The sequence below is a fragment of the Yoonia sp. GPGPB17 genome (genome assembly GCF_037892195.1).
Taxonomy (GTDB): Bacteria; Pseudomonadota; Alphaproteobacteria; order Rhodobacterales; family Rhodobacteraceae; genus Yoonia.
In genome coordinates, this window is record NZ_JATACI010000002.1 from 1,995,607 (window position 1) to 2,009,029 (window position 13,423).

Consider the following 13,423-nt stretch of genomic DNA (forward strand, 5'->3'; position numbering starts at 1 on the left):
GTATTCGGACCGTGAAGAATCTGGAGTGCCCATGCCTTTTCCATCCGCAAATACGCTACATCCCGTCACGCTACCTGATGGCACGGTCCATAAGGCCAACGTCTTTCTGAACGCTGCAATCAAGCACTCAAACTGGGAGATTGGTGACTACACATATGCCAATGACTTTGACCCGCCGGATGATCCCGAGGCCTGGGCCATGCGGCTGGCCCCTTACCTGTTTCCCAGCGCGCAAGATCGGATCATCATCGGTAAGTTTGGCCAGTTTGCCCACGGTATTCAGTTCATCACCGATGGTGCCAATCATGCACGCGAAGGCTTTTCGACCTTCCCCTTTGCTATTCACGACCTGGATCGCTTTCTGACCTATGCCGCCACGTTGCGACCGGGGCGCGATATTCGGATTGGGCATGATGTCTGGATCGGGACTGGCGCGCGTATCTTGGCTGGTGCCCAAATAGGGAACGGCGTGATTGTTGGTGCTGGTGCCGTGGTGAGCGGCATCGTGCCGGACTACGCAATCGTGGCGGGCAACCGGGCCACGGTGCAGCGTATGCGGTTTGATGATGCTACAATTGCTGCGCTTAATGAGGTTGCGTGGTGGGATTGGGATATTGAACGCATCCTTGAAAACGAAGCGGCCATCGTTGGCGCGGATATTGGTGCATTGATGCGGGCCGCTGCGGCCTAATGTCAGGGCCCCGGAGGGAGGCCTACAAGCGCATCGGCGCGATGTGCAACCTCGGTTAAGGTGTCTTGCAGTGCCGTGCGTAGGGCCGTAATCTCGGCCGCGTTTGGTTTGCGTACCACGTCACTGTTGCACCGTTTGAACACATAGGCCCCCTTGCCAAACGGTTTTGGCACCAGCATCTGATCCCATGATTGCAGGCGCCGCCCTTTGCTCGTTGAAAAGGCGTAACAGTAGATTGGCACACCCGTCACCCGCGCCCAGTCCAGTGGAGCGTCCTTGACGATCAGGGCAGGCCCCAAGGGCCCGTCGCCGGTCATGCCAATGCTGACGCCTTCTTTGACACGTTTCAGTACCGTGCGTGACGCCGCCCGGTTTGATAGCTTGCGCGACATCTCCATGGGTTGCAGGCCTGCACGTCTTTGCAATGCGCCAGAGACGCGCCCAATGGGCGACCTGTCATAAAGACTGGAAAGGGGGGCATCGGCCACAGGCCAGTGAAGCGCGCCCATAATGGACCGGCTGTGCCACATGACCAGCAAGACGGGTCCTTCGGCTAAGGCGGCGCACAGGTCATCCAGCCCCTCGACTTCCCATTTGGTTGTGCGATTGCAGAATGCGAGATAGGCCCCCGCAGCAGCCGCCACAACAGTCGCAAGACGTTCAGACTTTTCGATCCGGTTGCGTAGAGACATGGGCGGGCAAGGGCCTTTGGTTGCCGATTGGGTCCTTGTTGCCGCATTTCTGGGTCTGAACACAAGTGTGCTGCACTTATCCCCCTTGATCCTGCTTTGGTTTCGGACTAACCCGACACCCGGTCGTAGGGGTATAGCTCAGTTGGTAGAGCGGCGGTCTCCAAAACCGTAGGTCCCGGGTTCAAGTCCTGGTGCCCCTGCCAGACCAGATCGCAGGCAAGCGTCGCCGGAGGATCATACCAAACCCATGACATCTCACTCCTTCTCTGTTGCGATGCATATCGGTGCGCATAAGACGGCAACCTCGCACTTGCAGCGGTCCTTGAAACGGGCCAGCGACGCTTTGGCAGAACAGGGTGTGCGATACTATGGCCCGGAGTATTTTCGCTTGCCGGGACACTCTCTTCAGGCCCTGTTCGGATTTCGCCCCGGGATAAAGGCAGGCGGGGCCATGCGCCCAGCTGACGCGCAATTGGCCCTTTTGCGTCAGAACGGACATCGACTGGTCTTGAGTGAAGAGAACTTCATCGGTCCGCTTAATCAACCGCATGGGCGGGGCATGAAGCACCGTTACAAATCCGCAGATGATCGGCTGACGAAACTGTCAAAAGCGATCGGCCAACCTGTCGACGTGTTTTTGGCGATCCGCCGCCCCACCGCGTTTATCAATTCTGCATACTGTCAGATGCTGTTGGGTGGACGCGTGCAACCCGTCGCGATGTTTCAACGGCGCAACCCGCTGAGTAGTGTTGATTGGTCAGAACTGATCGCCCGTTTGCGGGCCGCGGCCGGTGTTGGCAGGTTAGTCGTGTGGCAGTACGAAGACTATGGCGCGGTGTTTTCGCAGATCATGGCGGGCATGGTCGGTGAAGGTGCGGCATCTTATGTGCCGCCGCGACCGCGTTACATCAATCGCGGCCTATCGGCCGATGCGGTGGTCCATGTGCTGTCCCAAACTGACACGATGGGTGAGGAGAAAATTGCTAGAGCAGCCCGCAACATGTTCCCAGTGGAACAGGGCCATGCCCCGTTTGATGGCTTCGCTCCGGAAGAGCACGCGATTGGAGATGCGGCATATGCGCGCCAACTTGCGCAAATCGCCCAGATGCAGGGTGTCACGCTATTGCGGCCCGCACCCGACTGACGCCATCTTGCGCTTCGGGGCACCCAAACGGGCTTGAATTTGCGTATCAGAGTCCGTAAGTCGATCTTGTTTCGAAAAAGGACAAAGCGTCATGGCCATCGCCAACCCAATGAAGTTCATTCAGGAAGTCCGCGCAGAGGTTTCCAAGGTCGTCTGGCCCACCCGCCGTGAGGTGCTGATGACCACTGTCATGGTCTTTATTATGGCGGCCCTGACGGCGGTTTTCTTCTTTTTGGTCGACCTGCTGATCCGCACCGGCCTGAATGGTGTGCTGACCTATTTTGGCAGCTAATCGCGCGGGATTCTCCGCGTACCTCTTGAAAACCGGATGAGGCAGCGGTAAGAGCCAACAACTTTCTGAAAATGGCGTGTGGCGAATCGAGTTGCACGCCGCTTTTATTTTCGGGACTTGCGGACCCCTCCGCTTGAATGAAATGCAATGTGGCCCGGTGCGGGCCAAATGACGACAAGGTGCTCTGACAGATGGCCAAACGGTGGTATTCGGTAAGCGTTCTCTCAAACTTTGAGAAGAAGATTGCAGAGGCGATCCGCACCAAGGCGGAAGAGCAAGGGCTTGACGATCAGATTGACGAAGTGCTGGTCCCGACCGAAGAAGTTATCGAGATCCGTCGCAACAAGAAAGTCACGGCCGAACGCCGCTTTATGCCCGGCTACGTTCTGGTCCACATGGAAATGTCGGACGAAGGCTATCACCTGATCAACTCGATTAACCGCGTCACAGGGTTTTTGGGACCACAAGGGCGCCCGATGCCGATGCGCGATGCGGAAGTGCAGGCCATCCTTGGCCGTGTTCAGGAAGGCGAAGATGCGCCCCGTACGCTCATCCACTTTGAGATCGGTGAGAAGGTCAAAGTCAACGATGGTCCGTTTGAGGACTTCGACGGTCTGGTCGAGGAAGTTGATGACGAGAACCAGCGCCTAAAGGTGACGGTTTCTATCTTTGGTCGGGCGACACCGGTCGAATTGGAGTTCACGCAGGTTTCCAAGCAGTAGTTCTGCCAGCATAGTTTTTGGGGGAGCGCCGCGCGCTCCCTTTTTCATTTGCGGATCGGATGATCGCTTTGAAGCCCGTATTGACCGAGGCTGTCCTTGGAAAGCGGGAAAAGATGCTCACGAAACTTCGAGGCTGACGCCATCTGGTGTTCCGGCATCGCAGCTGTCAGCCGCGCCGCTGTTCAAGATGGTGTTTCGTGCGGCTAGGGCGGCGCAACAGGTGAAACAGACTGGCGCAAAGCCACCAAGACGTTTGACTGTTTTTACTTTATTGAGGTTTCCTTGATGAGCGAAATTATGCCGGTCCGGCGATGACGTCCGCATGACACAATTTGAACGCATTGCAACTCCAATTGCGCCACATTTGGATTTCAAGAGTCGACAACTTGGCGACGGTAGCGGTGATCCAACAGCATTGTTTTTCAGCGGCGTGAAAGAAAGAACCGACAAGTGAGGTGGACCTTGCTTGTGCAACACGGTTGATCTGCAAAGGCCCGATGCAGGATTAACGCTATCTCCCCGAAAGTGAACGTGAACAAAGGTCGCTGATTTGTATGTAGGAACGGAAACACACGCTGACTGCTGCGCCTGTACGGCCTGTGCAAGCCACTCTGACATGACCGGTGCCAGAGCCGCCAACAGTGCTGCGGCCGCTTCATTTACTTATTCAATGGATCTCAGCCAGACGTCGTTCCGAGGGTCTTCGCTGACAATTGCTGACTTTGAACAATCAGTCCGGGAAGCGCTGGCGACCTGGGCAGCAGTTGCGAACCTCAATTTCACCGAGGCTAGCGGTGCAGGGGCCGCCCCGAGAAGTCATATCTATATCGAGACTACCTCTGCGCCCGTTTCTGGCGCGCCCAGCAGCTGGGGTCAGCCCGGCGGGGTGATCGGGTATGGCGGTCAGCGGAATTTCGGTGAGGGTGGCTTTCAGCGATATGCATGGCAGGATGCCGCAGAGACATGGGCCCCTTTTGGCAGCGGTGGGACGAATTACTTCTTGGTTGCCGGGCATGAGATTGGGCATGCGCTCGGGCTTCCGCATAACTCCAACGGTACCCAGCTAATGAACCCCACGATTTCACGGCAAAAAGGCGTCTATGAAGGCGATATCGAAGCCATGGTTGCCATTTATGGCGAACGCGAATGGACCAATGGTGCCGATGATATTTTTATGAAGTATGTCCAGGTGGGACAGACTGTGAAGGCCAAGGGCGGCAACGATACGATCCTCGCGACGTCGAAAGCAGACACTATATACGGCGGTGCTAAGCGCAATGATGATATTGCGTCCTCCGCGTACAATGACCGAATTTTTGACAGCCTTGGGAGTAACAAGATTGATGCTGGCGACAACGATGACATTATCGTCGGCGGCGCTGGCAAGACAGATGCCCGCGGCGGGTCCGGTAACGACATCATCATTGGGGGCAAAGGCGACGATACGCTGAACGGGGGCGGTGGTAACGACACAATCCGCGGCGATGCGCAGGAAAGCTTTTTTTATGGTGACGATGTTATCACGGCTGGCCGAGGCAATGATTTCCTGGAGGGTGGAGGCGGATCTGATACCTTCGTTTTCCGTCCGGGCGAAGGCACGAATACCATTGCCACGTTGCGTATCTCGGGAAACAACCCCAACAACACAGCTGCGACCGGCGCTGATTTTGAAAGTGGCGTCGACGTAGTTGACTTGCGCGCATTTGATTTTGACAGCCGATTGGAAGCATTCATGAATGTGCGCGATGCAAATGGGAATGCACAGTTCTCAAGTCAGGGAACGACGATTATCTTCTATGATCTGAACCTTGCGGACCTTTCTGAAAACGATTTTCTGGTATGACGCCTATGAAGACGACAGTTTCTGTGGTGGGCCAGGTTGCGAAAACACTTGTGCCTCTGACAATATGCTTCGTGCTGGCCGCGTGCGGCGGCGGCGGTGGGGGGGGCGGAGACCGCGCTACTCAGGAGCCGCCAGAGAGTCCTGACTATATTCGCTTGTCGAATACCTCATCAACCGGTGAAACCCCATTCGGCTACGTTGCAATCAATGTTGCGAACCAAACCGCAAGAGGCGTCGCCGGTACGCTTGATCATGACGGCGGTGCGATACGTGGCGGATTGTTATCTGGTACCATCAATGCGGGTCGGACACTTGTGACGCTGCCCGATGGCAGATCGGCAGAGTTGAGCAACCCTGGAAACACTGCCCGGCATGCACGCCTTTTCCAGACCAGCGGGTTTTCGAATGATCTCTTTGGTGTTTTGGGGCAGCATACGAACGCCGATGATATGCCAGACATGGGGTCATCCGTCTTTAATGGCCGCGTGGAGATGCAAGCCGACAATGGTGATGCGACATTTGCCCTGACAGGCAACGCGCGTATCACGGTCGGCTGGGATGCCGGAAACAACCGTGTGGATTCTGTTTTCAGCAATCTTGATGGCAATAAGAACGACCGTGTGGGCGGCGGCAGTGTCGGCGTCAACAACATCGGAACGGTCTCAATTACCGGAGCGACTGTGAGTGGGACAACATTCTCTGGCGGGACATTCAGCACGACCGGAGATGAGCTGGCTTACACGGGCGGTGGACGACAGGTCAACGCGGGGCAGTTTTTTGGCCCTGATGCAACCGAAGTTGGTGGCGCATTTGGCCTGAATAAGGCCAGTGAACTAGAACTCTCGGGCGTCTTCATCGCCAGGGGTGGCTTGCAGTAAGTAGACTGGCATTCACTAGAAAACCCGTGTCAGTTTGATCGCCACAGTAGCCATACAAAGAACACCCCACCTATCAGGCCGGTGACAATCCCGATGGGGATATCGTCGGGGGCCATGACAGTACGCGCAAAGATGTCCGCCCAAAGCAGAAAGATCGCGCCGCACAGCGCCGAGACGGGCAAGACGCGTTTGTAGTCGCCGCCCACAATCAGCCTTACGATATGCGGGATCATCAGACCGACGAAGCCAATGATGCCAGAGAACGCGACCATGACGCCTGTGATCATCGCGCCCACAACAAAGACAGTCAGGCGAAACCGGCCCACCGGGATGCCAAGTGTTGAAGCGGTTTCATCCCCAATGGTCATGGCATTCAGGTTGCTGGCGTTGGTCCAAAGGTAGGCCCCGCAAGCGACTAAGATGACAAACGGATAGATCAGTTGGCTCCATTGTGCGAGGCCGAGGCCACCCAGCATCCAGAAGACAACAGTGTGTACCGCCCGTGGATCGCCGAGGAAAATCAGAACGTTCGCACCGGACATGACGATGAAGGAAATAGCGACGCCAGCCAGTACAAGGCGGTCTGCGCTGGTCGCACCGACAAATTGGGACACCCCGAGGACGATCAGCGTGGCCGCCAATGCGCCCAGAAATGCCATGAAGGGAACCGTCAGCAAGCCAATGAACAGCCCCGTATGCAGCAGTGCAAGTATTGCCCCGAATGCGCCACCTGCAGAGATGCCCAGCAGATGCGGGTCAGCCAGCGGGTTACGTGTGACCGCTTGCAAACTGGCACCAACAATCGCCAAACCCGCCCCGACCAGGCAGGCTAATATGGCGCGGGGAAAACGGATGTCCCAGACAATCGCTGCGCGCCCGTTGGACCAGTCTGGGGTGATAAGACCCGGCATTACTTTGTTGGCCAGCACGCCCCAAACGGTGGTGAAGGGCACTGAAACAGCCCCAACGCTTACCGCGATAGAAAGCGACAAAAACAGAGCAACAAGCCCCACCCCAAAGGTCAGCCGCAATCTGCCTTTTTGCGGCGCGAGCATGGCGACCTCTGGGTTGGCCTCAGTCATCCTTAGTTGCCGCGGAAGGCCGCGGCCAATGTCTTAACGGCCTCAATGTTACGTGGCCCGGGTGTGGCTTCGACGTATTCAAGCACCACAAAGCGGTCGTTCTTGACGGCTTCAAGGTCAGCGAACGCCGGGTTTGTCATCATGAATGCGCGCTTTTGCTCAGCGGTAACTTCGCCATAGTTCACGATCACGATGACCTCGGGGTTGCGTTCGACCACGTCTTCCCAGCCGACGGTCGCCCAGCTCTTCTCGAAGTCATCCATGATGTTTGCGCCGCCAGCCGCCTCGATCAGCGCGTTCGGCATGGCGTAGCGGCCAGCGGTGAAAGGTACATCCTCGCCACTGTCATAAACGAAAACGCGCGGTGCGGCCTCAAGCGCAGGTTGCGATGCAAGGAAGTCTTCCAACTCTGCCTGATAGCCAGCAATGAGGGCCTCTGCAAGATCAGGAACATCGAAGATTGCGGCGAGATTGCGCAGGTCGTTGTACATGTCGTCCATCGATGCCGCACCTTTCTCGCTGATATGGATGCAGCTTTCGGTCAGCTCGTACACCTGAATGCCAAAGGGGGCGAGCGTCTCTGGGGTGACTTCGCCACCGACCCGCATGCCATAGTTCCAGCCTGCGAAAAAGAAATCGGCATCAGCACCGATCAGCACTTCTTTCGATGGATATTGCTCCGAAAGCTCGGGCAGTGCATCCACCCCCGCACGCATCTCCGCGTCCAGTTTGTTCCAGCCGGAAATGCCGGTGTAGCCGACCATATGGTCTGTCAGGCCAAGCACCAGCATCATCTCGGTCAGGTTGACGTCGTTTGAAATTGCTGCTTGCGGTGGCGCATCGAAGGTCACTTCGCGGTCGCAGCTTTGGACTGTGGTCTGCGCGAAGGTTGTGCTTGCGGCAAAGGTGAAGAGTGCGGTTGTAAGGGTCAGTTTCATAACTATGGTCTCTAGATTGGAAGGTGGAAAGACAGGTGATTGGTGTCGCTGGGTGCCAGCTTTTCGCGGCGCGCATCCACGCGGAAAGTGCGGGACACGAGCGTTTCGGTCAGCAGCGCGTCAGGTGTGCCAAAACCGCGTGGCTGGCCATCTTCGAGAACAAGGAGGTCATCGCAGATGTCAGCCGCCATATTGAGGTCGTGGAGTGATACGACGATCGTCAGGTCGAGTTGCCGGATCAGTGCCAGAACTTCGAGTTGATGACGAATATCGAGATGGTTGGTTGGTTCGTCCAAGATCAGGATTTCGGGTTCCTGCGCAAGCGCACGTGCAACCATGACCCTTTGGCGTTCGCCGCCCGAGAGAGTGCCGAAATCGCGATGTTCCAGCCCCGTCAGGTCGAGCATGGTGATGACCTTGTCGATGACCGTCATGTCATGTGTGTCAGCACCGCCAAAACCCTTATGGTGCGGGGTGCGCCCAAGCGAGATGATTTCACGGACACTCAGGCCAAAAGCTGCGGCTTGTTCCTGCAGGACGGCGGCGACATGCTGGGCAGCCGTGCGCGCTGGCATCTTCCAGATGTCCATACCGTCGATCTGCACCTCGCCTGTTGTGGGCGCTTGGAAACGATAGAGTAAACGCAGCAACGTTGACTTACCGGCCCCGTTGGGTCCAACCACACCAAGCACATGCCCTTTTTTGAGGTCAAAACTTGTTGCGTGCAGGACTGGCGCTGCGCGTTTGTGCGGGCGCCAGCTGACGTTAGAGACACGCAAGTGAACGCCGCTCATGACACCAGTGCCTTTGTGTCTTCCAGGGCAATCATCGCCGCAGGAACGCGCGCCAGCGTAGATTTTCGCAGTTTTCCGGGCCGGTCAACAGAGGAACACCAGCCGTCGTGCAGCAGGGCGTATTGCTTGGCGAACGCGACCAGATCGTTGATGTCATCCTCTGGCGTCATATCACCGAAGAGGTAGGTCGCCTTCTGGGTGCCGTGATAGGCCACGGTGCAAGGCGATCGCAGCCTGCCATGCAGGCAACGCCGGAAATGGCGAAGTCCTCAGAAATGCTATCTCCCGCCGCAGCAATCGCCTTGCGCAGTTTTTCGATCAGTTCATATCCGGGGCGGCAATCCGTCCCTTTATGTTTGCACGATGTACAAACGGTGATGCGATGTTGTGTTGTCCGGTCCATGCAGCCCTCCGCGCAAATGCGGGGCTTGAGAACGGCATGTCTGTGCGGCCAGTTGAGCCTGTTTCACCATCATGATCTCCGCTCCGGACACCCCGCCCGGTTTGAGTTTCTTTGGCACATTTCTGTACCCTTTGATGGCAGGTCTCCTGACTTTGCGGGTCGCTGCTTGCCCGATCCCTTCCCGAGCGTTTGCTCAGTGGTGATCATCGGGGTCGCTCGCCGCTCACAGTTGCGGGGGCAGTTACGGATTTGGCGCGCTTTGGCTCTTCCTCACCGTATTCCCTTTTCATCCCGGACGCATTTTCGGCGCCAGAGAACCATCGGTTGCACTGTTTGCGATTCCGCGCGAGGGGTCAAGTAGTGACTTGACAGTTGTGGTGTCATTTCAGACTGATGCCATGAAATGAACTGCTTGTCGCATTGGAGGCTCAACTATGATGATACGCGACGCCATGGCTGAAGATGCGACTGAAATGAGCGTTCTGCTGCGCGAGCTGACAGCGGCACGCAAACGCACGAGCCCCGATACCGAAGCGCATGTCCTGTCTTATTATATCAATGATCCCGTCAGAATAATATGCTCTGTGGCGGAACATGAGGATGTGATCTTGGGGTTCCAATCTCTTAGAATGGCAACGTCGGGCAACCAATGGGGTGTCGAGCCGGGATGGGGCATTGTAGGGACGCACATAAGGCCGTCTGCGGCGCGGCGTGGCGCGGGTCGTGCTTTGTTTGATGTAACCAAGAAAGCGGCACGCGATGCCGGACTGATCCATATTGATGCCGCGATCGCCGCGACCAACCCCGAAGGCCTTGGATATTACGAGGCCATGGGCTTCAAGACCTACCGGAAACCGGAAGGCCTGATTTGTAAGCGGTTCGATGTGTGAAAGAACCAATCAGAGGGCGTAGGCTGCTACCGCTAAGCATCCTCCAAAATCAAATCAGATGCTTTTTCACCGATCATGATCGCCGGGGCATTGGTGTTCCCCGAGACAATCTCTGGCATGATCGAACAATCGGCCACACGCAAACCGTCGATCCCATGCACCCGCAGGCGTTCGTCGACCACGGCTTCTTTGCCTTGACCCATCTTGCAGGTGCCCGTGGGGTGATAGATTGATGCCGTGTTGCTGCGTGCCCAATCGAGCGTCGCCTCATAGTCGTCCATGGGCAGGTCGGCGTGGGGGCGGAACTCTTCGCTGATCTTGGAGGTCAGCGGCGCATGCTTTGCGATGGTGCGGGCGATGTTCACGCTTAGCCACGACGGTTCGGCAATCCGTCTCAGTCGACAGGTAGTTCGGGATGATTTTGGGGTAGGCCTTTGGGTCGTTCCCTTGCAACCTGATCTCGCCTTTGCTTTCGGGCCGTAGCTGGCACACCGACATGGTGAAGGCCGAGAATTTGTCGGCCCCTTTGCCAGGGTTTTCGGCAGAGAGCGGTTGGACGTGGAACTGGATATCGGGCGTTTCGATGTCGTCGCGGGTTTTCAGGAACCCGGTTGCCAGGCTGGCCGCCATTGTCATCGGCCCCGCACGGAACATCAAATACTTCAGGCCGATCTTGGCCTGTCCGAAGAGCGAGCTGACCTCGTCGTTGAGTGTGGGTTCGTTGCATTTGTAGACCAGCCGCGCTTGCAAATGGTCTTGCATGTTCTTCCCAACGCCGGGCAGGTCATTGATCACATTGATCCCATTTTCGTTAAGCTGTGCGGCCTCACCGATGCCTGAGAGCATCAGGATCTGAGGCGAGTTAATCGCACCGCCCGAAAGCACAATTTCCTTGCGCGCTGTGACCTTTTGCAGAGTGCCGCTGCGGTCGGTGTACGTAACGCCCGTGGCGCGCTTGCCTTCGATGATGACCTTTTCAACCTGTGCATGGGTGATGATTTGCAGGTTTTCGCGCGATTTCACCGGATTGAGGAAAGCAACAGCTGAACTGCACCGGCGACCATTGCGTGCGGTCAGTTGGAAGAAACCAACACCTTCCTGATCTGCGCCGTTATAGTCCGGGTTGAACTTGTAGCCTGCCGCTTGTGCCGCAGCGACCCACGCATCGGTGATGGGGCGCTGGATCCGCATGTTGGAGACCGACAGATTTCCCTCATTGCCATGAAATTCATCTGCACCGCGTTCATTACTCTCGGATCGCTTGAACAGCGGCAAAACATCATCCCAGCCCCATCCAGCGTTTCCCATTTGACGCCAGCGGTCGTAGTCCTGTGGCTGACCGCGTACATAAAGGAGGCCGTTGAGAGAAGACGATCCGCCCAAGACCTTACCGCGGGGCCATTCGATAGATCGCCCATTCAAGCCTGGATCCGGTTCCGTCTTGTAGCACCAGTCCACCTTTGGATTATGGATGGTTTTGAAATACCCGACGGGGATGTGAATCCAGGGATTGTTGTCTTTTCCGCCAGCCTCAAGCAGGATCACCTTATGAGCTGGATTTGCACTCAAACGGTTGGCAAGGACGCACCCTGCGGACCCTGCACCTACAACAATAAAATCGGCTTCCACTGAATCGTTCTCCATTTATTTGAAAAAACTCTATGCAGAACGGTCAGACTATACTAGGCTTTTTTGAAACTAATAGTCTCAATAATCGACAGCATGGGAGGAAACATGATGATTGGAGATAAACTCAGCCGTATTTCGCGGCGGGATCTGTTTAAGCTGGCAGGGCAGTACGGGATGAGCTCGACGCTGATGGCAGCGGGTACGTTTGGTGGGGCCATGAGCCTTGCAAACTTGGCGTCTGCGGCTGAATCGACCTACGAGCGTCGCTTCTCGAAAGAGGCAAAATATAACCTCAAATTCGGTGCATCCGGCTTTAATGCGCGCAACCTTTTGATCGAGCGCGCTGGTGCGCTGGAATTCGCGCGTGACCTTGAAGCACGGACAGATGGTGAGATTTGCATCGAGTTTATAGGTGACAACCAAATCTGCGGTCAGACATCTTGCGTTGAAAAAACACAGCAGGGGATCGTTGATATCTACGCGGCATCCACACAGAACTCTGCCGGTGGTGCACCTTATCTGAACGTTCTGGACTACGCCTATATGTTCCGTAACCGTGCGGACCAGTATCACTTCCTGTATTCACCAGCGTCCATGCGTCTTCTGCGTGAACCATATGAGAAGCGCCACGGTCTGAAGTTCCTGTTCAGCCACGCCGAACTTCGCGGTATCCAGTTGGGTCTGAACTTTGAAGACAAGCCAACGGTGACGTCGATTGACGAACTGGCAGGCACAAAAAACCGTGTCACCGGTACGCAGCTTGGTCGCATCGCGATGAACGCTTTGAACCTGAACCCTGTTCCGGTTGCTTGGGAAGAAACACTCGACGGCCTGAAGCAGGGTCTGATCGACGGTGCTGAAACATGGGCGTCTGCGGTGGCATATGCGAACATGGCACCCGTGGTATCCCAATCGGTTCACCTGAACTTCTTCTGCGGGACAGAACACACAGCCATGTCGGCCTCTGTCTTCGATAGCCTTGAGGGTTATTTGCAGGATGCGGTGATGGAATCATCCTATTGGGCACAGACACATGTTCAGGCCGCGAACGAAGTTGCTTTGATCAACACCGTTGGTCAGTCTGATCCACAGCTGCCAAACACAATCTTTGCACAGAACAACGTGCGCAACGCATTCCTGTCTCCAGAAGAGATCCGGAAAGCCGAAGAGATGTGTTCACCTGAGTTCCAGCCAGCACTCTGGGAAGAGTGGCGTGAGCGCCTGAACGGGTGGTCCGGCGGTTTGGACACATATCAGGAAATCTATGACGAGGTACGTACAATTGACGGCGACACACTGCCTGAGAACGTCGAGCCACGTCGTTGGTGGAAAGGCTAATACAGCCTTCATCTACCCGAAAGATCTGGGCCGACCGAATGGGAGTTCGGTCGGCCCTTTTCATACAAATAAGATCGCTCCATAGTA

The 13,423-nt window shown here is 56.2% G+C and carries 13 protein-coding genes, 1 tRNA gene, 2 pseudogenes and 1 riboswitch; of the genes and pseudogenes, 10 read left to right on the forward strand and 6 right to left on the reverse strand.

The window, feature by feature from the left end:
* Window positions 1-31: 31 nt before the first annotated feature.
* A complete protein-coding gene (locus QTO30_RS10715; RefSeq protein ID WP_340424132.1) occupies window positions 32-691 on the forward strand; it encodes a CatB-related O-acetyltransferase in 660 nt (219 codons plus the stop codon).
* 2 nt (window positions 692-693) lie between these two features.
* On the opposite strand, the gene QTO30_RS10720 is transcribed toward QTO30_RS10715, so the two are convergent.
* Window positions 694-1,383, reverse strand: coding sequence for a lysophospholipid acyltransferase family protein (locus QTO30_RS10720; protein WP_340424133.1), 690 nt, complete (start codon window positions 1,381-1,383; stop codon window positions 694-696).
* Between the two features lie 127 nt (window positions 1,384-1,510).
* On the opposite strand from QTO30_RS10720, the gene QTO30_RS10725 reads away from it, so the two are divergent.
* From QTO30_RS10725 to QTO30_RS10755, 7 genes are all read left to right on the forward strand, one after another.
* Window positions 1,511-1,586 (forward strand) — tRNA-Trp (locus tag QTO30_RS10725).
* A gap of 44 nt (window positions 1,587-1,630) precedes the next feature.
* Window positions 1,631-2,527, forward strand: coding sequence for a hypothetical protein (locus QTO30_RS10730; RefSeq protein ID WP_340424134.1), 897 nt, complete (start codon window positions 1,631-1,633; stop codon window positions 2,525-2,527).
* A 91-nt stretch (window positions 2,528-2,618) separates the two neighbouring features.
* Complete coding sequence (gene secE / locus QTO30_RS10735; RefSeq protein ID WP_340424135.1) at window positions 2,619-2,819, forward strand: preprotein translocase subunit SecE; 201 nt, start codon at window positions 2,619-2,621, stop codon at window positions 2,817-2,819.
* Between the two features lie 191 nt (window positions 2,820-3,010).
* On the forward strand, window positions 3,011-3,541 hold the full coding sequence (gene nusG / locus QTO30_RS10740) for a transcription termination/antitermination protein NusG (RefSeq protein ID WP_340424136.1): 531 nt from the start codon (window positions 3,011-3,013) through the stop codon (window positions 3,539-3,541).
* Window positions 3,542-3,863: 322 nt separating this feature from the next.
* On the forward strand, window positions 3,864-3,995 hold the full coding sequence (locus QTO30_RS10745) for a hypothetical protein (protein WP_340424137.1): 132 nt from the start codon (window positions 3,864-3,866) through the stop codon (window positions 3,993-3,995).
* Between the two features lie 162 nt (window positions 3,996-4,157).
* Window positions 4,158-5,384, forward strand: coding sequence for a matrixin family metalloprotease (locus QTO30_RS10750; protein WP_340424138.1), 1,227 nt, complete (start codon window positions 4,158-4,160; stop codon window positions 5,382-5,384).
* Window positions 5,381-6,262, forward strand: a complete 882-nt coding sequence (locus tag QTO30_RS10755) for a transferrin-binding protein-like solute binding protein (RefSeq protein WP_340424139.1) — start codon at window positions 5,381-5,383, stop codon at window positions 6,260-6,262. Before QTO30_RS10750 ends, QTO30_RS10755 begins: the two co-directional genes overlap by 4 nt.
* 29 nt (window positions 6,263-6,291) lie before the next feature.
* Here QTO30_RS10755 and QTO30_RS10760 read toward each other — a convergent pair whose 3' ends face one another.
* From QTO30_RS10760 to QTO30_RS22075, 4 genes and pseudogenes are all read right to left on the reverse strand, one after another.
* The gene (locus QTO30_RS10760) at window positions 6,292-7,317 is read right to left on the reverse strand and encodes a FecCD family ABC transporter permease (RefSeq protein WP_445327188.1); all 1,026 of its coding nucleotides are present in this window, start codon (window positions 7,315-7,317) and stop codon (window positions 6,292-6,294) included.
* A 29-nt stretch (window positions 7,318-7,346) separates the two neighbouring features.
* Complete coding sequence (locus QTO30_RS10765) at window positions 7,347-8,282, reverse strand: ABC transporter substrate-binding protein (protein ID WP_340424141.1); 936 nt, start codon at window positions 8,280-8,282, stop codon at window positions 7,347-7,349.
* A gap of 11 nt (window positions 8,283-8,293) precedes the next feature.
* Window positions 8,294-9,076, reverse strand: a complete 783-nt coding sequence (locus tag QTO30_RS10770) for an ABC transporter ATP-binding protein (RefSeq protein WP_340424142.1) — start codon at window positions 9,074-9,076, stop codon at window positions 8,294-8,296.
* Window positions 9,073-9,479: pseudogene (locus QTO30_RS22075) on the reverse strand (DUF1636 family protein). Before QTO30_RS22075 ends, QTO30_RS10770 begins: the two are co-directional and overlap by 4 nt.
* A gap of 119 nt (window positions 9,480-9,598) precedes the next feature.
* Window positions 9,599-9,816: riboswitch (cobalamin riboswitch) on the reverse strand.
* 97 nt (window positions 9,817-9,913) lie between these two features.
* Here QTO30_RS22075 and QTO30_RS10785 point away from each other — a divergent pair.
* Window positions 9,914-10,369, forward strand: a complete 456-nt coding sequence (locus tag QTO30_RS10785; RefSeq protein WP_340424145.1) for a GNAT family N-acetyltransferase — start codon at window positions 9,914-9,916, stop codon at window positions 10,367-10,369.
* Window positions 10,370-10,401: 32 nt separating this feature from the next.
* On the opposite strand, the pseudogene QTO30_RS10790 reads toward QTO30_RS10785, so the two are convergent.
* Window positions 10,402-12,013, reverse strand: a pseudogene (locus QTO30_RS10790) (GMC family oxidoreductase).
* A 90-nt stretch (window positions 12,014-12,103) separates the two neighbouring features.
* Here QTO30_RS10790 and QTO30_RS10795 point away from each other — a divergent pair.
* Window positions 12,104-13,336 carry a TRAP transporter substrate-binding protein gene (locus tag QTO30_RS10795; RefSeq protein WP_340424146.1) on the forward strand — a complete coding sequence of 411 codons (1,233 nt, stop codon included), beginning with the start codon at window positions 12,104-12,106 and terminating at the stop codon, window positions 13,334-13,336.
* The last annotated feature ends 87 nt before the right edge of the window (window positions 13,337-13,423 follow it).